Annotated in this window: 17 protein-coding genes; 16 read left to right on the top strand and 1 reads right to left on the bottom strand. The window is 28.3% G+C overall.

All coding sequences use genetic code 11. The features are described from left to right. The first annotated feature begins 45 nt into the window (after positions 1 to 45). From G534_RS0105060 to G534_RS0104995, 14 genes are all read left to right on the top strand, one after another. Positions 46 to 1,956 carry a BglG family transcription antiterminator gene (locus G534_RS0105060; RefSeq protein WP_027348158.1) on the top strand — a complete coding sequence of 637 codons (1,911 nt, stop codon included), beginning with the start codon at positions 46 to 48 and terminating at the stop codon, positions 1,954 to 1,956. A 2-nt stretch (positions 1,957 to 1,958) separates the two neighbouring features. Next, positions 1,959 to 2,663, top strand: a complete 705-nt coding sequence (locus G534_RS0105055) for a transaldolase (protein ID WP_027348157.1) — start codon at positions 1,959 to 1,961, stop codon at positions 2,661 to 2,663. Between the two features lie 105 nt (positions 2,664 to 2,768). After that, entirely contained in the window at positions 2,769 to 5,315 is a 2,547-nt protein-coding gene (locus G534_RS0105050) for a heavy metal translocating P-type ATPase (protein ID WP_027348156.1), read from the top strand. Then, complete coding sequence (locus G534_RS08695) at positions 5,315 to 5,587, top strand: metal-sensitive transcriptional regulator (RefSeq protein ID WP_027348155.1); 273 nt, start codon at positions 5,315 to 5,317, stop codon at positions 5,585 to 5,587. Before G534_RS0105050 ends, G534_RS08695 begins: the two co-directional genes overlap by 1 nt. Then, positions 5,588 to 6,052 carry a tRNA (cytidine(34)-2'-O)-methyltransferase gene (locus G534_RS08690; protein ID WP_027348154.1) on the top strand — a complete coding sequence of 155 codons (465 nt, stop codon included), beginning with the start codon at positions 5,588 to 5,590 and terminating at the stop codon, positions 6,050 to 6,052. A 2-nt stretch (positions 6,053 to 6,054) separates the two neighbouring features. Further along, positions 6,055 to 6,984, top strand: coding sequence for a thioredoxin-disulfide reductase (gene trxB, locus G534_RS0105035; RefSeq protein ID WP_027348153.1), 930 nt, complete (start codon positions 6,055 to 6,057; stop codon positions 6,982 to 6,984). 318 nt (positions 6,985 to 7,302) lie between these two features. Beyond that, positions 7,303 to 8,301 (top strand): type I glyceraldehyde-3-phosphate dehydrogenase, encoded by a 999-nt coding sequence (gene gap, locus G534_RS0105030; RefSeq protein ID WP_027348152.1) that lies wholly within the window; start codon positions 7,303 to 7,305, stop codon positions 8,299 to 8,301. Between the two features lie 48 nt (positions 8,302 to 8,349). Next, positions 8,350 to 9,537, top strand: coding sequence for a phosphoglycerate kinase (locus G534_RS0105025; RefSeq protein ID WP_027348151.1), 1,188 nt, complete (start codon positions 8,350 to 8,352; stop codon positions 9,535 to 9,537). Positions 9,538 to 9,546: 9 nt separating this feature from the next. Beyond that, on the top strand, positions 9,547 to 10,293 hold the full coding sequence (gene tpiA / locus G534_RS0105020) for a triose-phosphate isomerase (RefSeq protein ID WP_027348150.1): 747 nt from the start codon (positions 9,547 to 9,549) through the stop codon (positions 10,291 to 10,293). A 20-nt stretch (positions 10,294 to 10,313) separates the two neighbouring features. Further along, a complete protein-coding gene (gene gpmI, locus G534_RS08685; protein ID WP_027348149.1) occupies positions 10,314 to 11,873 on the top strand; it encodes a 2,3-bisphosphoglycerate-independent phosphoglycerate mutase in 1,560 nt (519 codons plus the stop codon). 6 nt (positions 11,874 to 11,879) lie between these two features. Further along, entirely contained in the window at positions 11,880 to 13,163 is a 1,284-nt protein-coding gene (gene eno / locus G534_RS08680) for a phosphopyruvate hydratase (protein WP_027348148.1), read from the top strand. A 149-nt stretch (positions 13,164 to 13,312) separates the two neighbouring features. Further along, a complete protein-coding gene (locus G534_RS0105005; RefSeq protein ID WP_027348147.1) occupies positions 13,313 to 13,663 on the top strand; it encodes a hypothetical protein in 351 nt (116 codons plus the stop codon). 48 nt (positions 13,664 to 13,711) lie between these two features. After that, positions 13,712 to 16,222 (top strand): ABC transporter permease subunit, encoded by a 2,511-nt coding sequence (locus tag G534_RS0105000; protein WP_027348146.1) that lies wholly within the window; start codon positions 13,712 to 13,714, stop codon positions 16,220 to 16,222. 15 nt (positions 16,223 to 16,237) lie between these two features. Beyond that, on the top strand, positions 16,238 to 17,137 hold the full coding sequence (locus G534_RS0104995) for an ABC transporter ATP-binding protein (RefSeq protein ID WP_027348145.1): 900 nt from the start codon (positions 16,238 to 16,240) through the stop codon (positions 17,135 to 17,137). A gap of 214 nt (positions 17,138 to 17,351) precedes the next feature. On the opposite strand, the gene G534_RS0104990 is transcribed toward G534_RS0104995, so the two are convergent. After that, positions 17,352 to 18,122: a hypothetical protein gene (locus G534_RS0104990; RefSeq protein ID WP_027348144.1), complete on the bottom strand. Its 771-nt coding sequence runs from the start codon at positions 18,120 to 18,122 to the stop codon at positions 17,352 to 17,354. Between the two features lie 183 nt (positions 18,123 to 18,305). Here G534_RS0104990 and pepT point away from each other — a divergent pair, with 183 nt between their 5' ends. Then, positions 18,306 to 19,520: a peptidase T gene (pepT, locus tag G534_RS0104985; protein ID WP_027348143.1), complete on the top strand. Its 1,215-nt coding sequence runs from the start codon at positions 18,306 to 18,308 to the stop codon at positions 19,518 to 19,520. Positions 19,521 to 19,618: 98 nt separating this feature from the next. Then, on the top strand, positions 19,619 to 21,226 hold the full coding sequence (locus G534_RS0104980; RefSeq protein WP_027348142.1) for a CTP synthase: 1,608 nt from the start codon (positions 19,619 to 19,621) through the stop codon (positions 21,224 to 21,226). Positions 21,227 to 21,358: the final 132 nt, after the last annotated feature.

Raw genomic sequence — 21,358 nt, 5'->3', positions numbered from 1 at the left:
TATGATACCTTATCTTATTTATTATAATTATAAAGGGTTATTTAGATGAAGAGAAGACAATTTCAAATATTAGAAAAAGTTATTCAAGAAGAGAAATCTTCGTTTAAAGAAATGTTGAAATTCTTTAAAATTTCTAATAGAACGCTTTATTATGATATTAAAGATATAAATTATGAAATTAAAAAATATGGAGAATTAAAGAAAGCTAACGACGATTTATTTTATATAGGTGATAGAAAAATAATTAATGAATTCAATTTAAATGCTAATTTTATTGATGATAAAGAATTTCGTATTAATTATTTAATTGATAAATTCTTTAATGATAAGTTTACAACTATTGATAATGTAGCTGAAGAGTTATTGGTAAGTAAGAGAACGGTATTTAATGATATTGAAGATATAAGGATTGATTTAAACAGCAAAGGAATTTCTCTACAATTTGATAAAAACTATTCAATAAAAGGTGATGAGGAAAAAGTAAGAGATTACTATTTAAATTATCTTTCTACTGATCAAAATCTTTTGAGCTATTCAGACAAACGAGTTGTGGAAATAAATAGATCTAGCAATCTTTATTTGACAGATTACTCAATTTCGCAATTATCAAAGTTTTTAGAGTTCTTAGATATTAGACATAGAAAAAATAGATTTTTATCTAATACAAATATTTATGACGATGTTGTAAACCTAGATTATTTTGAAATTGTACAATCATGTTTGGATTTTGAGCATGATATAGAATTAAAGTATTTTGTCGCATTTATAGCCAGTTTAACTAATCAAAAAAATGAAAAGATAAGTGAAGACATCAATTCATTTGTGGATGAAATGATATTGAATTTTGAAAAGATTTCTGCTTCAAATATAATTAATAAAACTTCATTTAAGATAGATATTTCAAGACATTTGCAAACTTCTTTTTATAGAATTAAATATAATTTTCCTGTATACAATCCATTATTAGATGAAATAAAAGATAATTATGGATATTTATTAAGTTTAGTAAAAGATGCTGTTAAAGAAACTGACAGTGAAATATTTAAGAACATGAGAGAAGCTGAAATAGGTTTCTTAACTATGTATTACGGTGCAAATTTAGATTCATTTTCTTCAAATTCAAATAGAGTGCTAATTGTTTGTCCTAATGGCTTAATAGTATCAAAAGTATTAGAATCTCAATTATACAAATATATACCTACAATTAATATAGTTGGTAGTGTGTCTATTAGTGAATTATATGATTTAAAAATAAAATATGATTATATAGTTTCGACTGTGCCAATTGATGATTTTGATAATGTATTGGTAGTTAAACCAATATTAACTTCATATAATATTTTTGAGTTAACTGAGAAGATATTTTATTCTAATCCTCTTGTTGGAAGACAAAATATTAATCAACTAATAGAAATAATTGAAAAAAGAGCTGATATTTTTGATGAAGATAAATTAAAAGAAGATTTAATAAAGTTTTTCTTAAATAAGGAAATTGATGATAAGTCTCAAGATATATTTTTAAGTGATTTACTTGTTGAAAATAGGTATACAAAAGTAAAATCAGTTGAAGATTGGAAAGAGGGAATAAAATTAGCATCACAAGTGCTTGTAGAAAATAATTCAATTCATAAAAAATATATTGATAGTATGATTGAAATGGTTGAAAAATTCGGTCCATATATTGTCATTGCTGATGGTATAGCATTTCCACACTCTAATGAGTTTCAATATGTAAATAAAATCGATGCAAGTATTTTGGTCTTTGATGAGCCTTGTCATATAAAAGATAAAAAAGTTAATGTGTTTTTTGTAGTTAGTTTAGTAGATAAGAATTCACATCTGAATCTTTTTGCACAGATTTCAGAAATATTAAATGATTCAAATAATATCGAAACTATTAAAAAGGGTAATTATCAAGAATTAATAAACATGATACAACAATATGAAAAGAGGTAAATATGAATATTAAATTATATGCAGATGGAGCTAATATCAATGATATGCTAAGTGTGTATAAAGAAGGTCTTGTAGATGGATTTACCACAAATCCTTCATTGATGAAAAAAGCAGGAATTAAAGACTATAAAGAATTTGCTAAAAATGTAGTTAATGAAATTCCAGATTTGTCTATTTCATTTGAAGTATTTAGTGATGATTTTGAAATAATGGAAAAGGAAGCATTAATCTTTAAAGAATTTGGAGAAAATGTTTTTGTAAAAATACCTATTCAAAATTCAAAAGGTGAATCATCAATTCCTTTAATCAAAAAACTTTCAAATGAAGGTGTAAATCTAAACATTACTGCCATTTATACTATTGAACAAGTAAAAGAAACAGTAGAAGCAGTTTCAGAAAATGCAAAAACTTATGTATCAGTATTTGCAGGAAGACTTGCAGATGCAGGCATAGACCCTATTCCAGTTATTAAAGAATCAGTAGAAATATGCCATTCAAAGAAAAATGTCGAATTACTTTGGGCTTCAACAAGAGAAGTGTTCAATATCTTTGAAGCAGAAAGACTGGGTGTTGACATAATTACCGTACCAGATGATATAATCAACAAATACAAAAAGGTAGGTAAAACTCCAGAACAATTATCACTTGATACAGTAGTTACATTTGCAAATGATATACAAGAATTGGGATATTCTATAATAGATTAATATTTTTTAGAGGATGTTATTTAAGAAATGACATTCTCTTTTTTCATTTTAATATTTGACGAATATACCCATAGGGGGTATAATAAAATTATAAATGGAGGATTTATGAAACAAAAATTTGATATTGAAGGCATGACCTGTGCATCATGTCAATTAACAGTTGAAAAATCAGTAAAAAAATTAGGAGTTAAAAATGTGAATGTATCACTTTTGACTAATACTCTTCAAGTTGATAGTGATATTTCAGAAGATGAAATAATAAAAGCTGTTGAAAATGCAGGATATAAGGCGTTTTCTAAAAATAAATCTGAAACAAAACATACATCAAGTCCTAAAGAACATTATGAAAAAGAAATTAAAAATTTGAAAAATAGATTAATAGTTTCTATTCCTCTTATGCTAATTTTAATGTATGTAGCTATGGGGGAAATGATAGGTTTACCATATCCAGTATTTTTATCAGGATATAAAAACGCAGGAATATTTTCTCTATTACAATTTGTTATTACAATACCTATTCTATACGTGAATAGAACATATTTCGAAACAGGATTTAAATCATTGTTTAAGGGACATCCAAATATGGATTCACTCGTTGCAATAGGTTCAGCTTCCGCAGTACTTTATGGTTTATTTGCAACGTTTATGATAAGTTTTGGACTTGGTAGAGCATATGAAACCATAGTTTATCAGTATATGCATGATTTGTACTATGAAGCAGCAACAATGATACTTACATTAATCACCCTTGGTAAATATTTTGAAGTAAAATCAAAAGCTAAAACAACGGATTCAATAAATAAACTTATTGAATTACAACCGGAAAAAGTTACGGTTCTAAGAGATGGAAAAGAAATTGAAACTTTAATTGAAGACGTAAATGTAGGAGATATTATTAAAGTCGTACCAGGTGAGAGGATTGCAATTGATGGTATTGTTACTGAAGGAAAATCAAGTGTAGATACCTCAGCTGTAACTGGTGAATCAATGCCTGTTGATATAAATGTAGATGATAAAGTTATATCTGGATCCGTGAACAATACAGGGTCATTTTTGATGAAAGCTACAAGCGTTGGCTCAAACACAACCATTTCTAAGATAATTACACTTATGGAAGAAGCTTCTGCAACAAAAGCACCAATTTCGCAAATGGCTGATAAAATTTCAGGAATATTTGTACCAGTTGTAATTGGAATTGCAATTGTGACATTTATAGTTTGGATGCTAACTGGAGCAGAATTTACATTTGCCTTTTCAATGGCGATTTCAGTTTTAGTTATATCATGTCCATGTGCTTTGGGGCTTGCAACACCAGTTGCTATGATGGTTGCAAATGGTAAGGCAGCAGAAAATGGAATACTTGTAAAAAATGCAGAAGCTTTAGAATTACTTCATAAAATAGACGCAATAGTTTTTGATAAAACAGGTACAATCACAAAAGGTAGACCGGTACTTACAGATATAATAACAGTTAATGGATTTGATAGTGATGAGGCGTTAAAAATAGCTGCTTCTATTGAATCAAATTCTCAACATCCACTCGCTCTTGCGATTATAAATTATGCAAAAGAAAAAGGATTTAATATTGATAAAGCAAAAGATTTTGATTCAGTAACCGGTAAAGGAATAGAAGCGAAATTAAATGATAAGATATACTTTGTCGGCAATGATAAATATCTTTCCGATATTAATATAGATATAAATAAAATAAAAGAATATGCAGATAAATATTCTAAACAAGGTAAAACAGTAGTTTATTTATTTGATAGTGAAAATCTAATTGCGATGTTTGCAATTGCAGATGCGATAAAACAATCATCTATTACAGCTGTTGAAGAAATCAAGGCTATGAATATTGAAACTGTAATGCTTACAGGAGATAATGAACTTACGGCAAAAGAAATTTCTAAACAAGTTGGAGTTGACTCATTTAGAGCAGAACTTTTACCTCAAGATAAAGATTCTATAATCAAGGAATATCAAGATAAAGGAAAACTTGTTGCAATGGTAGGGGATGGTATAAATGATGCTCCAGCACTTATGAGAGCAGATATTGGTATTGGTATTGCCGACGGTACAGATATTGCAATAGAATCAGCAGATTTAGTACTTGTAAAATCTAATTTGCAAGATATCGTAAGCTCAATAAAATTAAGTAAATCTACAATTAAAAATATTAAAGAAAATCTATTCTGGGCATTCTTCTATAATGTAATATCAATTCCTGTAGCTGTTGGACTATTCTATACTAGCTTTGGTTTAAGATTAAGTCCAATGATTGGAGCATTTGCAATGAGCATGTCTTCAATATTTGTAGTTGGTAATTCACTTAGACTTAGAAGATTTAAGATAGATGAAAGAGACCATTTAAACAATAAAGTAGATAAGAATATAGTAAATTATGATAATATAGATTTAAATGATATTAGTAAATCGGAGGAAGATATGAAAGAAAAGGTATTAAATATCGAAGGAATGTCATGTGGACATTGTAAAATGAATGTAGAAAAGGCATTAAGTAAATTCTCAGAAGATGTGGAAGTATCATTAGAAGATAAGATTGCAAAAATATACGTAAAAGATAGTATTAGTGATGAAGAATTAAGCAACGCTATTAAAGAAGCGGGATATAAAGTTGTAGGCATAAAATAATGAAAGCTGATCATAAAAAAATTACGAATCGTCTTAATAGGATTCGTGGTCAATTAGATGGTGTAATTAGAATGGTTGAAGAAGATAAATATTGTTTGGATATTTCTACTCAATTAATTGCAATATCTTCAGCTGTTAACTCTGTAAATAGAGAGATATTAATTGCTCATATAAACTCATGTGTAGCAGAATCATTAAAAAATGGAAAAGAAATAAATGTCTATGAAAAAATTGAAGAAATGGAAAAAATAATAAATAAATTGGGGAAATAAATGTTAAATATTGTTTTATTTGAACCGGAAATAGCTCAGAATACGGCGAATATAGGACGTACATGTTATCTAACTAATACCAGATTACATTTGATAAGACCATTTGGATTCGTATTAGATGATAAAAAAATGAGAAGAGTAGGTTTAGATTATTGGGAACATGTAGATATTGTTATTCATAATAGTTTTAAAGATTTTATTGAATATGCAAATGGTTCAAGAATCTATTTAGCTACAACTCATTCAGATAAATTTTATACAGATGTTGAATATAAAGATGGTGACTTCATAATGTTTGGAAGTGAGTCAAAAGGTGTGTACGATTATATACATGAAAACTTAAAGGATTATGGAATAAAAATACCTATGAGAAAAGATAGTGATAGATCACTAAATTTAGCAAATACTGTAAATATAGTATTGTATGAGGCGTTAAGGCAAACAGGATTTAAGGATATGAGGTAAATATGGAAAAATATGATGTAATAATTATAGGTGCAGGCCCAGCCGGATTAACGGCAGGACTTTATGCAGCAAGAGCAGGACTTAAAACCGCAATAATGGAAAAAGGACAATTAGGTGGACAGATAAGTTTAACTCTAGAGGTTGATAATTATCCTGGAGTTTTAGAAGCTCAAGGTCCTAGCTTAACAATGGATATGCTTAGTCAAGCTGAAAAGTTTGGAGCTGTTATGATATCTGATGAAATATTAGAAATCAAAGATGAAGGTAAAGTTAAGATAGTGAAATCTAAAGATAATATTTATGAAACAAAAACTATTATTTTTGCTACTGGTGCAGCTTCAAGAAGACTAAATATACCTGGAGAAGAAGAATTCGTAGGTAGAGGTGTTGGATATTGTGCTACATGTGATGGTGCTTTTTATACAGGAAGTGATGTATATGTAGTAGGTGGTGGAGATGCTGCTGTTGAAGAAGCGATATTTTTAACAAGATTTGCTAAAAAAGTAATTATTCTTTATAGAGGCTCTGAACTTAAAGCGGCAAAATCAATTCAAAAGCATGCTTTAGAAAATCCTAAGATTGAGATTAGATATAATAAAGAAGTTATAGAAGTTAAAGGAAGTACGTTTTTAGATAGTATAGTGGTTAAAGATAATCAGACTAATGAAGTTGAAGAATTAACTAATTTACCAGGAGATCCTGGCATTGGATTATTTATTTTTATTGGATATATACCTAATACAAAATTAGTTGAAGGACTTCTTGAACTTGATAGAGGATATGTAAAAGCTGGAGAAGATACATTGACAAATGTTCCAGGTGTATTTGTTGCCGGAGATGTTAGAACAAAGACTGTTAGACAAATAGTTACTGCAACATCAGATGGAGCGGTTGCTGCAATGGCTGCAGAAAAGTATATTACTTCATTATAATAGAAAGTAAAAAAATAGTGTGTTTGATTTATCATATTTCTTACACACTATTTTTTGAGTTGAATAAACAGCTTTCATTAGGGTATAAAACATTATGTAAGATAATTTAATTTTTAATTTTAAAAATTTAATATATGTGATAAAATATATATGCAATAAAAATTTCACAATATATTTTCATTGCAATATACACTGTAAAATAGCTTAATTAAGCGTTTTATACAACTATTGTAAATTTTATCATTATTGAGTAATTTTTGAAATTAAGTTATAATAATGATACTAATGAGACTTTGTCTCAAATTTTAGGAGGATTTAATGAAGGTTGCAATCAGTGGATTTGGTAGAATCGGTAGAGACGTTGCAAGAATTATTTTAGAGCAAGATAGAGAAGGTTTAGAACTTGTAGTAATAAATGATACAGGAAATAAAGAAACTTCTGCTAGATTATTTAAACATGATTCTTTATACGGAAAATTCTCAAAAGACATAGAATTAACAGAAGAAGGAGTTAAATTCGGAGATAGAGAAGTAAAATTTATTTCTGAAAGAGACCCTGAAAAATTACCATGGAGAGAATTAGGTGTTGAATTAGTTATTGATTCAACAGGTGCATTCAACAGTAAAGAGGGTGGAGAAAAACACTTAAAAGCAGGTGCTAAAAAAGTTTTATTTACAGCTCCAGCTAAAGATGTTGACAAAACTTTTGTCCTAGGTGTAAACGATAATGAATATGATCCAGTTAATCACAATATTGTTTCTAATGCATCATGTACAACAAACTGTTTAGCTCCATTAGTAAAAGTTCTATTAGAAGAATTTGGTGTTGAAAAAGGTTTAATGACAACAATTCACGCATATACTTCTGACCAAAATATACACGATAATAAACATAAAGACCCTAGAAGGGCTAGAGCAGCTGCATTAAATATGGTTCCTACAACTACAGGTGCAGCTAAAGCTGTAGCTTTAGTATTACCAGAAGTTGAAGGTAAGTTGACAGGATTTGCTGTCCGTGTACCAACCCCTACTGTATCTTTAGTAGATTTAACTGTACAACTATCTAAAGAAGCATCTAAAGAAGAAATCAATGCAGCATTCAAGAAAAGAGCTGAAGGAGATATGAAGGGTATATTAGGATATGCAGAAGATGAATTAGTATCTATTGATTTCCAAGGAGATAGTAGATCATCTATTTTTGATCCTTATTTAACATACACAATGGGTGATTTAGTAAAAGTTGTATCATGGTATGACAACGAATGGGGTTATTCAACAAGAGTTGTTGATTTAGCTCAATTAATAGCATCTAAATAATTTATATAGCCCAGTTTAAGGACTGGGCTAATTTACATGGAGGATTTTATGAAAAAAACACTTAAAGATCTTGATGTTCAAGGTAAAAAAGTATTAGTAAGAGTGGACTTTAATGTACCATTTTCTAAAGAAGATTCATCAGTGATTACAGATGATTCTAGAATTGTTGCAGCATTACCAACTATTAAATATCTTTTAGATAATAAAGCTAAAGTTATTTTAATGAGTCACTTAGGAAGACCTAAAGGTGAACCTAAACCTGAATTTTCATTAGCACCAGTAGCTAAAAGATTAGAAGAATTATTAGGTAAAACTGTTAAATTCTTAGATTCAGATGTAGTAGTAGATGAAAAAGTTAAAGAAGAAGTTGAAAACTTAAAAGAAGAAGAAGTTGCTTTATTGCAAAATACTAGATATAGAAAAGAAGAAACAAAGAATGATCCAGAATTTTCTAAGGAATTAGCTTCACTTGCAGAACTTTATGTAAATGATGCTTTTGGTACATCACATAGAGCACATGCATCAAATGTTGGTGTTTCATCATTATTACCTTCAGCTTTAGGGTTCTTAGTTCAAAAAGAAGTTGAAATTATGGGTAAAGCAATTCAAGATCCAGAAAGACCATTTGTAGCAATCCTTGGTGGTGCAAAAGTTTCTGATAAAATTGGTGTAATTGAAAATTTATTAAATAAAGTTGACACAATTTTAATTGGTGGCGGTATGGCATATACATTCTTAAAAGCTCAAGGTAAAGAAATTGGTAAATCTTTATTAGAAGAAGATAAAATTGATTTAGCTAAAGAATTATTAAATAAAGCTGATGAAAAAGGTGTAGAGCTAATATTACCAGTTGACTTTGCTGTTACAGATGAATTCAGTCCTAATGCAAAAGCTCAATATGTAGACGAAATTCCAGCTGATTTAGAATCTCTTGATATTGGACCAAAGACAATAAAATTATTTGCAGATAAATTGAAAGACGCTAAGACAGTTGTATGGAATGGACCAATGGGTGTATTTGAATTTGAAGAATTTGCAAAAGGTACAAATGCAATTGCTGAAGCGATGACTGAAACTGACGCTGTTACAATAGTTGGTGGTGGTGATTCAGCATTAGCTGTTGAAAAAGCAGGATTAAAAGATAAAATCACACATGTATCTACAGGTGGTGGTGCAAGTTTAGAATTATTAGAAGGTAAGGTATTACCAGGTATTGACGCTGTTGAAGATAAATAAGGAGAATCGATGAGAACACCAATTATTGCAGGAAACTGGAAAATGAATAAAACATATTCAGAAGCAAAAGTTCTTTTAGATGAAATAAAAAATCTTGAACTTTCTGAAAATGTTGAAGCGGTAGTTTGTCCACCATTTATTAATTTAGCGCTTGCTAAAGAAGTGTTGGAAGGTACAAATGTTAAAGTAGGAGCTCAAAATGCATATCATAAAGATTCTGGAGCTTATACAGGTGAAGTATCTGTAGCTTTTCTAAAAGATTTAGGGATTGAATATGTAATTTTAGGGCACTCTGAAAGAAGAGAATATTTCCATGAAACAGATGAAGATATAAATGAAAAAGTGAAAGCTGTTTTATCACATGGATTATCTCCAATACTTTGTTGTGGAGAAACTCTTGAAGAGAGAGAAGCAGGAAAAGAAAAAGAAAAAGTAAAGATACAAATCGATGCTGATTTTGAAGGATTGGAAGCGAAAGATTTTGAAAATATTGTAATTGCTTATGAACCTATCTGGGCAATCGGTACAGGAAAAACAGCTTCAGCAGATGATGCAGAAGAAATGTGTGGATATATTAGAGAATTAGTTAGAGAAAAATTTGGTGAAGACGCAGCTAATAAAGTTCGTATCCAATACGGTGGCTCAGTAAAACCTCAAAATGTTACAGAAATTATGTCTAAAGAAAATATTGATGGAGCATTAGTAGGTGGTGCTAGCTTAGAAGCTGAAAGTTTTTCAAAATTAGTTAATTATTAAAATAATATAAGGAAGTTAATATGGAAAAGAAAGTAATGCTAGTTATAATGGATGGTTGGGGATATGGTAAAGATTACCCAGGAAATGCTGTAAAGCTTGCTAAAACTCCTGTTTTTGATGAAAATATTAAAAAATATCCAAATACATCAATCAGAGCTAGTGGTTTAGATGTAGGTCTACCAGATGGTCAAATGGGTAACTCAGAAGTTGGTCATATGAATATAGGTGCTGGTAGAATTATATATCAAGATTTAACACAAATTACAAAAGATATCCAAGATGAAGTTTTCTTTAAAAATGAACATCTAGTTAAAGCTGTTAAATTAGCTAAAGAAAATGGCAAAGCTCTTCACTTAATGGGTTTAGCATCTTATGGTGGTGTTCATTCTCATTTAACTCATTTATTTGCGCTATTAGAGCTTGCAAAAAGATATGAGCTAGAAGAAGTATATGTACACGCTATTTTAGATGGTAGGGATGTATCTCCAACATCAGCTGTTAAGGATATTAAAGATTTATTGGATAAAATGGATGAAATCGGATGTGGAAAACTAGCAACAGTAGTTGGTAGATATTATGCTATGGATAGAGATAAGAGATGGGAAAGAATCAATAAAGCATATGAAGCATTTACTCTAGGTAAAGGTAAAAAAGTTCATGATGTTTTAGCATCTATTCAAGAGGAATATGATAAGTCAACTCCTGAAGCTAATACTACAGATGAGTTTATGACTCCGACAGTAATAGTTAATGAAAATGATGAACCAGTAGCTACAGTAAATGATGGAGACAGTGTAATATTCTTTAACTTTAGACCTGATAGAGCTAGACAAATTACTAGAGCTTTCATGGATGAAGATTTTGAAGGTGAAGAAAGAGAAAAGAGAGTTCACGTAAATTATGTATGTATGACAACATATGATAAAACTATCAAAAATGTAGATATTGCATATCCTCCAAAGGTTATTAACAATACATTTGGAGAAGTTGTTGCATCACATGGTCTTGCTCAATTAAGAATGGCTGAAACTGAAAAGTATGCTCACGTTACATTTTTCTTCAATGGTGGTGTAGAACCTCCAGTAGAAGGAGAAGAAAGAATTCTTGTAGCATCTCCTAAGGTTGCAACATATGACTTGAAACCTGAAATGTCTGCTTATGAATTAAAAGATAAAGCAATCGAAAGAATGAAAACTGAAGAACCAAAAGCGATAATTCTAAACTTTGCTAATCCAGATATGGTTGGACATACAGGAGTTATTCCAGCTGTAGTAAAAGCTGTTGAAACTGTTGACGAATGTGTAGGAGAATTAGTAAAAGTAGGTTTAGAACATGGTTATGAATTTTTAATTACTGCAGACCATGGAAATGCTGAACAAGAGATAGATTTTGAAACTGGTAATCCTTATACTGCACATACAACTAATTTAGTACCATTAATTTATGTTGCAAAAAATACTGAAGGTGTTACACTTAGAGAGGGTGGTAGATTAGCAGATTTAGCACCAACAATGTTAGATATTCTAAATATAGAAAAACCTGCAGAAATGACAGGCGAATCATTAATTAAAAGGGGGTAGTTAACCATGGGTTATATTACAGATATATATGCAAGACAAGTATTAGATTCAAGAGGAAATCCAACTGTAGAAGTTGAAGTATTTACAGATTTAGGTGGATTTGGTAGAGCTTTAGTTCCATCAGGAGCTTCAACAGGTGCTTTTGAAGCTGTTGAATTAAGAGATGGAGACAAATCTGTTTATTTAGGAAAAGGTGTTTTAAACGCTGTGGAAAATGTAAATACAGAAATTGCAGAAGAAATTATTGGGTTTGATGTATTTGATCAAGTTGCAATTGACCATGCTATGATTGAATTAGATGGAACAGAAAACAAAGGTAGATTAGGAGCTAATGCTATTCTAGGTGTTTCAATGGCAGTAGCAAGAGCTGCAGCTGATGAATTAGGAGTTCCACTATATAACTATATTGGTGGATTCAACGCTAAAACATTACCAGTACCAATGATGAATATCTTAAATGGTGGTGAACACGCAGACAATAACGTAGATATCCAAGAATTTATGATTATGCCTGTTGGTGCAAAATCATTTACAGAAGCTTTACAAATAGGTGCTGAAATATTCCATAATTTAAGATCAGTATTACAAGCATCAGGACACAATACATCTGTTGGTGATGAAGGTGGATTTGCTCCAAACTTAACATCTAACGAAGAAGCTTTATCAACAATTGTAGAAGCTATTGAAAAAGCTGGATACAAACCAGGTGAAGAAGTTAAAATTGCATTAGACGTTGCTTCATCAGAAATGTACGAAGATGGAAAATACAACTTCAAAGGTGAAGGCGTTGTTAGAACAAGAGAAGAAATGGTAGATTGGTATGAAGAATTAACTGATAAATATCCAATTATATCAATTGAAGACGGTTTAGATGAAGAAGATTGGGAAGGATGGAAATTATTAACTGATAGACTAGGAAAGAAAGTACAATTAGTTGGTGACGACCTATTCGTAACAAATACTAAGAGATTATCAAAAGGTATAGAAAATGGAGTTGCAAACTCAATCTTAGTTAAAGTTAACCAAATTGGTACTTTAACAGAAACTTTAGATGCTGTTCAAATGGCAAATAGAGCTGGTTATACAGCTGTTATGTCTCATAGATCTGGTGAAACTGAAGATACAACAATAGCTGACTTAGCTGTTGCATTAAACACTGGTCAAATTAAGACAGGTGCTCCATCAAGAACAGATAGAGTTTCTAAATACAATCAATTATTAAGAATCGAAGATGAATTATTCGATACTTCAGAATACAAAGGTGTTGATTCATTCTTTAACTTAAAATAAGTCTCTAAAATAGTTGTAAAAGGAAGCATTTCTTAGAAATGCTTCCTTTTTTGTGATTAAAAGAAAACGTTGACAAATTAGTATTAATGATGTAATATATGGATAAGTATTAAATAATATTTAAAAAAATAATCTACGAGAAGAAAAAAATGAAAAAAACAGTAAGAATGTCTTTAATTATATTAGCTTTAATGTTGGCTGTTTTACCAACAATTAGTTATGCTAATAATTATGAAAATGAAAGAATAGATATTGTACCGAATGGACCAGTAAAACCTCGTTCTTATCCTTATAAAGAACGCATACCTTTATATGGTTCTAGAACGATAAATTCTAGGTTATGGAGAAAAATATATGTTTCAGAAGATGGATATGAAGAAGGATATTATGAAGGATATATTTATTTAAAAAGAAAAGAAGGAACAGTTTGGGCTTATTTTGAAGGTACTCTATCTTACAGTGGAACTTCAATGATGAAGAGTAATTTGGAATTTGAATAAAAAGAGAGTTAATACTCTCTTTTTTTTTACAGATAGATGAGGTGTAAAATGCTATTATTTGAAATAAAGAAAGCTTTTAAGAGAAAGACCTTGTATATTATTGTTTTAGTATCATTTTTAATCTCTATATTTAATATATTATTATCTCAGGAAATAGATATTCATATAGAAAATGAGGTTGAACATGATGCGTATGGAAATATATTTTTAAATTTAGAATATAATAGTTCCGTTATTAAAAACTTAACAAAAAATGATAAAGAAAATTTATTATCAGAAATTATTGAACATAATTCAAATTTTCATTATCCATGGGATGAAAGTTATACAGATAAAGAAATATATGCTTTAAATTTGACTAAGTCATATATTGATGAATATTTGTATCAGGATGGACTACTTGATAAATATGATATCAAACTAGATCAAAATACTGAAGATATTTGGGAGTGGGGTCTATTTGAAAATGAATATTTTTTAAAAACAAATACTGCATCATCTAGAAATATATTTGCTGATATATCCAAAAATCCTTTTAGACTAATAATTTTTAATGATAGTATAAATTTTGGAATTGTACCAATAATTCTTTTACTTTTCTTATTTTCAGGAATAATATCTAGAGAAAAACAAATGAGTAATATCAATTTGTTGAAGTCTCAACCTATTAGTGACTATGAAATCATATATTCAAAATGGATTTGTATTGTTTTATATGGTATAATTTTCATTATTTTTACAATAATATTTACGATGTCATTATCATTATTAGTTGGAATGAAGTGGCATAATGGTCATTTAGAAATATATAGAATATTTTCTGAAAATAATTTAGATTATACAATTGCATATAAATTATTAATAAATATAATATTTGCAAGTATCATTATGATGATGTTTTTTGCTAGTATAATAATTCTATTTAGTGTCATTTTTAATAATAGATATATTCCAGCATTATTATTAAGTTTTATAATTATTTTATTCTTAATCATTACTAATAAATATGATTATTTTAGAGGTATATATAATCCATTTTATTTATTAAATTTTAAGAATATAATTAATGGTTATATTAGCACAGAAGTTAATTCACAAATTTATGACTATTCATATGTTAAATCATATGGAATATATCCATATTTTATATATTTGATATTTAGTCAGTTTATATTAATTTTATCTTTAATTTTGTTTAGGAAAATTAGTATATTTGAAAATAGTAAAGAAAAAATAAATAATATAAATTCTATTTATTCTTTAGAATTATTTAAAATAGTAAAAGATAAATCTTTTATAGTAGCAATTTTCGGGATATTGAGCTTATTGTTGTTATTTTTTATTGAAGTTTATATAAAAGATTATGAAGCAAAGAAGGTATTATTATCGAAAAAAGATACACCTTTAATTAATCATTATGTACAAGTAAATGTTATGCCTATTCAAAATGAAATGGATAATTTTATATTCAATAAAGAATATTTTTTAAGTATATATGAGGAAAATGAATATTATAATAAATTAGATATGATGAGATCTGATTTAGAGATTGAAAAAAATAAATTAGATCAGTATAGTATTGAATCAGATTATTTTTTAAAAAATGATGGTACAAATTTTTATAAATTAAGGATAGATCAGATGAATGATGTGATAAAAAATGATAGGATTGTTCCTACTGTAAATTTAAAAAACTTTTCGTATACATCATCATCTATAAAAGAAAGTTTAGAATTATATAAATATATGTCCGATAACAATAGTGAACCTAAAGTTTTAGGATGGCCTATTTTTGGTTCTGAATATGAAGAAAAGACAATGTTAAATGAAATTAATGGTTTTGATAATGTATTTGATCATTCAGCTTCTTATATTATAAGAAAATTATTAAAAACATATTCTATAGATTTAATTATATTATTATTAGTTAGTTTTATGGTTTTAGGTGGATATGCATTTGATAAGGAAAGTGGAAATCAAATAGATTTGCTATTTACACAACCTATTAATAAATCTAAAATATATTTAACCAAGTTGATGACTTCATTTTTTGTAGCATTTTTAGCTATAACTTGTATCTTATTATTTATAAAATTATTGGGTTTAGTAACTAGTGGAATTGGAGATATAGATTATCCAATTATAAAATATGGCAATTTCATAAAAAACGCTAATGATATAAATGATAATTATTTTTATTTTATACCTATATGGAAATATAATTTAAGTGTATATATTATATTGTTAGTGCAAATATTATTTATAATATCAATCGGCAACTTAATTTCTATTTTTCTAAAAAGCAAATTGAGTGTGTATTTTAGTACATTTTTTGTAATTGTATTTGGTTTAATAGCAAATAATAATTTATCTGAAAATATAAAAATATATTCTCCTTTCACATATTTAAATACAAGATATGTAGCAAATGGGGCTGTATATATCAGAGAAAATTTAACACAAAAAAGTCTAATGTTAAGTATTTTAGTTTTATTGATATCTATTGTATTTATTAATATAGTTGGTGTATTTGTATCAAGAAGTAAAAAGCAATATTAAATAACTGGGGGGATGATGAGTATTCTTAAAGTTGAAAATGTTATAAAAAAGTTTGGTGATCACAAGGTGCTTGATGGAATAAATATTAACATTAATGGTCCGGGAATCTATGCTTTAATAGGTCCTAATGGAGCGGGAAAAACAACCCTATTTAATGTTATATCAAATTTAATAAAACCAACATCTGGAAAAATAGAAGTTGTAGATAGACCTAATACAGACTCTAAAATATTTTATGAAGTATCATTTTTAAAAGATAATAGAGTTTTATATGATTATTTATCTGGATATGATCATCTATCATTTATTGCTTCAGCTCAAAAAATAGACAGAAATAGAATAAATGAAGTTATTGATAAATTACAAATATCTAAATATATTAGAAAGAAAGTTGGTACATATTCCTTGGGTATGAAACAACATTTGTTAATAGCTATGGCGATATTAAATAAACCAAAGTTTTTGATACTTGATGAACCATTAAATGGATTAGATCCTACATCAGTGATTAAGGTAAGAGGAATATTTCAAGAACTTGCAAAAAATGGTACGGCAATCTTAATTTCATCACACACACTATCAGAAATTGATCTTATGACAAATAATATTTTATTTTTAAAAAATGGAAAGATAATTGAAGAAGATGAATTTATAGATAATCATTTCAAATATGAGATTTTGATACCAGATGAAAGTTTAGAAAAAATAGAAAGGCTTAAAGATTTATATGATTATAAATTAAATGGAAATATACTTATTATTGATTTAGAAGATTCTAATATTTCAAATTTAATTGAATTATTACAAAAAAATGATATAAAAATTAAAGATATTATAAAAATAAAAATAGGTTCAGAAGAAAAATATATGAAGATGTTTCCAGAAGAAATGGAAAAGATTAGAGAATATATATAGTAATTCTATTTTTGTGGAAATAAATTTTAATATATAATTAGACAAGTTAGTTGACGTTGTAATTATCCTTTCTTGATTTGTGGTTATTTCAATTTTAGGATTAAATCATTACTTTGTCACTAACTTTTTATTTTAAAGCAAAAAAAGCGTAGTAGATTTTTATCCACCAACACTATTTATTGTAGAACCAAGAAAATTCGATACAAATGTACGATTATTTATTTTTAATTTCGTACTCATAAATAGTATTTTCAGAAATTGAAATTATATATAGTTTGTTATTATTTTCATCTATATAAACTCCTGATGGCATATAATCTCCTAATTTAATATGATCCATAATATGTTCATAATATATTTCCATATATTCAGGATATTCTTTTACATAAATATCATTTATATGCATTAATTTAGAAAAATCAATTTTTTCATTCGATTTATTATTAAATAAAACAGTATTATTCTTTTTTTCTTCTAACATTTGTAGTTCTTTATTTTTAAGATTTTCTTTTTCATAATATACGATTTCTAAGTCAGTATCATTATTTTTTAAGTGAGAATTTCTCAATTCTGTATAACCAAATATTCTAAAAGTTTTTTTATCAGAATCATAACTTGTAGTTCCATTTGTATAATCTGCTTTTGAGTATCCTTCAGCAACAGCGTAGTTATTTGTATTTGGAGTTCTATAGTATGTGTGTTCTACTTTATCGTATGTAGTGTTTCCAGTTACTGTACCCATCCTTCCTTCAACTTTTCCATTTATGGTACTAATGCTAGTAGTTTCTATTCTTTTTATCTTATTAGCATCAGCAAGTTGTTCTTTACTGATAGCTGAATGTGTAATAGCATTTTTATTAGTTGAAGGGGAATAAGATGAATATCCATTACTTATTGTTATTACTTTTCCGTATGCTGCAAATACAATTGTCGACATCGTGGATATTATTAATATAGTTAATAATATTATTCTATTTTTTTTCATTTCAACCTCCTATTTATATACTTCTACTCATATTATAAAACTATTAAAGGATTTCGTCAAAGTTCTCATTTTATGTTATACCTAAAATTTAATTATAAATTTAATTTTACCTAAATAGTCTTTTAGTATATTATTTATATAAGGAAGACTTCTATGTATATTAATAAAATTAAGGAGAATTATATGAATATATTAGAAAGATTTAAGAAATATGTGGCATTTGATACACAGTCAGACTCTACAAGCGAGTCAGTACCAAGTACTTTGAAACAATTAAAACTTGGTGAAGAAATAGTAAAGGATTTAAAAGAAATTGGCCTTGAAGATGCATTTTTAGATGAATATGGATATGTATATGCGACATTAAAATCAAATTCTACAAAGAAATTCCCTACAATAGGATTTATTGCACATATGGACACATCCCCAGATATGAGTGGTAAAGATGTAAAAGCTATTGTTCATAATTATAATGGTGGAGATATAAAATTAAATGATGAATTTAGTATTAAGCTATCTGAATTTCCATTCTTAAAAGATTTAGAAGGTTTAACAATAATTACAGCAAGTGGGGATACATTGCTTGGAGCTGATGATAAAGCAGGTATAGTCGAAATATTAGATGCGATGGAATATTTAATTAATCATCCTGAAATAGAGCATGGTGATATTAAAGTTGCAATTACAGTTGATGAAGAAATCGGAAGAGGAGCAGACTATTTTGATGTAGATGGTTTTGGTGCAGATTTTGCTTATACTATGGATGGGGGACCAATTGGAGAACTTGAATATGAAAATTTCAATGGCGCATCTGCAGTAATAAAAATTCAAGGTAAAAATGTACATCCAGGTTCTGCAAAAAATACTATGGTTAATTCAATTAGAATAGCCATGGAATTTGATTCATTATTACCAGTTGATCAAAAACCTGAGTACACGGTTGATTATGAAGGATTCAATCATTTAAATAATATCGAAGGTGATGTCGAATATACTGAAATGGAATATATAATTCGTGATCATGATTTTGAAAAGTTTACATCTAAGAAGAAATTATTTGAAGATATAACTGAATTTTTAAATAAAAAATACAATAATGCAATTACTCTAGAAATTTCAGATTCATACTACAATATGCGTGAAAAAATAGAAACTAGACTGGAAATAGTTGAACTTGCTAAAAAATCTATGGAAGATATTGGGATAATACCTGATATTAAACCTATAAGGGGTGGAACAGATGGTGCAAGTCTTTCATATAAAGGACTATTAACGCCAAATATATTTGCTGGTGGATTAAATTTCCATGGAAGATATGAATTAGTTCCATTGGAATGGATGGAAAAAGCATCTGAATTAATAGTGAAAATAGTTGAGAATAGTCAAGAGTTTCAATAATTTTTATAAATTATTTGATAAATTTTCTATATATGATATTATTAATAAGGGCAACTCCAATAGAGTTGCTTTTTGTATTTTAAATTTAAGGAGTTTTAATGAGTAAATTTATTTTTGTTACTGGTGGTGTAGTATCAGGGATTGGAAAAGGAATAGTTGCAACTTCTCTTGGAAGATTACTTAAAAATAGAGGATTAAAAGTATTTTTACAAAAGTTTGATCCGTACATAAATGTCGACCCAGGTACAATGTCTCCATATCAACACGGTGAAGTATTTGTTACAAAAGATGGAGCAGAAACTGATTTAGACTTAGGTCATTATGAAAGATTTATTGATGAAGAACTTACTCAAAATGCTAATATAACTACAGGAAGGGTTTATCAATCAGTTATAAGTAAGGAAAGAAGAGGAGAATATTTAGGAGCTACTGTTCAAGTAGTACCTCATATTACTGATGAAATAAAGCAAAAGATATATGATGCATATACTGATTCTGAAGCTGATGTAATAATCACAGAAATTGGTGGAACAGTTGGAGATATTGAATCACTTCCTTTTATAGAAGCTGTAAGACAATTCCATAATGAACATGATCCGGATGAAGTTATGATAATTCATACTGCACTCTTACCTACAATTCCAGGAACGGATGAAATCAAGACTAAACCATTGCAACATTCATATAAAGAATTGATGTCTTTAGGTTTGAGACCAAATATGATAGTTACAAGATGTAATCAAAAATTGACTGATGAAGTTAAAAAGAAAATTTCACTATTTTGTGATGTTAAAACAAAATCTATAATTGAATCACCAAATGTTGAAAATATTTACGAACTTCCATTAATTTTAAATGAACAAAAGTTTGATGAACAAGTTGTGAATAAATTAAAATTAAATACTAAAGATGCGGATATGAGTAAGTGGATTGATATGGTTCAAAGATTAAAAAATCCAAAAAATAATGTAAAAATAGCTTTAGTTGGAAAATATGTTCAACTTCATGATGCATATCTATCTGTTGTAGAAGCTTTGAAGCATGGAGGAATTGACTATGAAACTTCTGTAGATATAGAATGGATAAATTCTGAAGAAATTGATGAATCAAATGTAGAAGCTTTACTTTCTGGATGTGATGGAGTAGTAGTTCCTGGAGGGTTCGGAAATAGAGGAATAGAAGGTAAAATAATTACTGCAAAATATGCAAGAGAAAATAATTTACCTTATCTTGGAATTTGTCTAGGTATGCAAATTGCATCTATTGAATTTGCAAGAACAGTTTTAGGATTAAAAGATGCAGATAGTAGTGAATGGAATGAATCGTCTGAAAATCCTATTATTTCTCTTATGACAGATCAATATGAAGTTACAAATATTGGTGGAACACTGAGACTTGGTAATTATGATTGTCATATTCAAGAAGGGACTCTTGCAAAATCTTTATATGGAGAAGATGTAATAGTTGAACGTCATAGACATAGATATGAATTCAATAATGAATATAGAGAGAGATTTGAAGAGTTTGGATTTGTATTTTCTGGACTTTCACCAGATGGAAAATTGGTCGAAATTGTTGAATTAAAGGACCATCCATATTATATAGCATCTCAATTTCATCCTGAATTCAAATCAAGACCAAATAGACCACATCCATTATTTAAAGGCTTAATAAAATCGAGTTTAGATAAAAAGAATAGTAAATAACATATGTGAAAAGGTGATGAACAGGGTAGTAAATAAGGTGACCCCAAAAAGTTGGACTTTATACCAGAGACATTTAGAAATATTTGTCTCTGGTTTTTTGTAGTCCTAATATTTCCCCTAGGGGAAATCGCA

Source organism: Helcococcus sueciensis DSM 17243, assembly GCF_000423145.1.
GTDB classification, from domain to species: Bacteria; Bacillota; Clostridia; order Tissierellales; family Peptoniphilaceae; genus Helcococcus; species Helcococcus sueciensis.
The sequence above is the reverse complement of the archived record's forward strand: the minus strand, read 5'-3'. Positions and strand labels throughout refer to the sequence as shown.

Bases quoted from the DNA above. Each gene is read 5' to 3' on its own strand.
- G534_RS0105060 (WP_027348158.1), top strand. From the start codon at position 46: ATGAAGAGAAGACAATTTCAAATATTAGAAAAAGTTATTCAAGAAGAG.
- G534_RS0105055 (WP_027348157.1), top strand. From the start codon at position 1,959: ATGAATATTAAATTATATGCAGATGGAGCTAATATCAATGATATGCTA.
- G534_RS0105050 (WP_027348156.1), top strand. From the start codon at position 2,769: ATGAAACAAAAATTTGATATTGAAGGCATGACCTGTGCATCATGTCAA.
- G534_RS08695 (WP_027348155.1), top strand. From the start codon at position 5,315: ATGAAAGCTGATCATAAAAAAATTACGAATCGTCTTAATAGGATTCGT.
- G534_RS08690 (WP_027348154.1), top strand. From the start codon at position 5,588: ATGTTAAATATTGTTTTATTTGAACCGGAAATAGCTCAGAATACGGCG.
- trxB (WP_027348153.1), top strand. From the start codon at position 6,055: ATGGAAAAATATGATGTAATAATTATAGGTGCAGGCCCAGCCGGATTA.
- gap (WP_027348152.1), top strand. From the start codon at position 7,303: ATGAAGGTTGCAATCAGTGGATTTGGTAGAATCGGTAGAGACGTTGCA.
- G534_RS0105025 (WP_027348151.1), top strand. From the start codon at position 8,350: ATGAAAAAAACACTTAAAGATCTTGATGTTCAAGGTAAAAAAGTATTA.
- tpiA (WP_027348150.1), top strand. From the start codon at position 9,547: ATGAGAACACCAATTATTGCAGGAAACTGGAAAATGAATAAAACATAT.
- gpmI (WP_027348149.1), top strand. From the start codon at position 10,314: ATGGAAAAGAAAGTAATGCTAGTTATAATGGATGGTTGGGGATATGGT.
- eno (WP_027348148.1), top strand. From the start codon at position 11,880: ATGGGTTATATTACAGATATATATGCAAGACAAGTATTAGATTCAAGA.
- G534_RS0105005 (WP_027348147.1), top strand. From the start codon at position 13,313: ATGAAAAAAACAGTAAGAATGTCTTTAATTATATTAGCTTTAATGTTG.
- G534_RS0105000 (WP_027348146.1), top strand. From the start codon at position 13,712: ATGCTATTATTTGAAATAAAGAAAGCTTTTAAGAGAAAGACCTTGTAT.
- G534_RS0104995 (WP_027348145.1), top strand. From the start codon at position 16,238: ATGAGTATTCTTAAAGTTGAAAATGTTATAAAAAAGTTTGGTGATCAC.
- G534_RS0104990 (WP_027348144.1), bottom strand. From the start codon at position 18,122: ATGAAAAAAAATAGAATAATATTATTAACTATATTAATAATATCCACG.
- pepT (WP_027348143.1), top strand. From the start codon at position 18,306: ATGAATATATTAGAAAGATTTAAGAAATATGTGGCATTTGATACACAG.
- G534_RS0104980 (WP_027348142.1), top strand. From the start codon at position 19,619: ATGAGTAAATTTATTTTTGTTACTGGTGGTGTAGTATCAGGGATTGGA.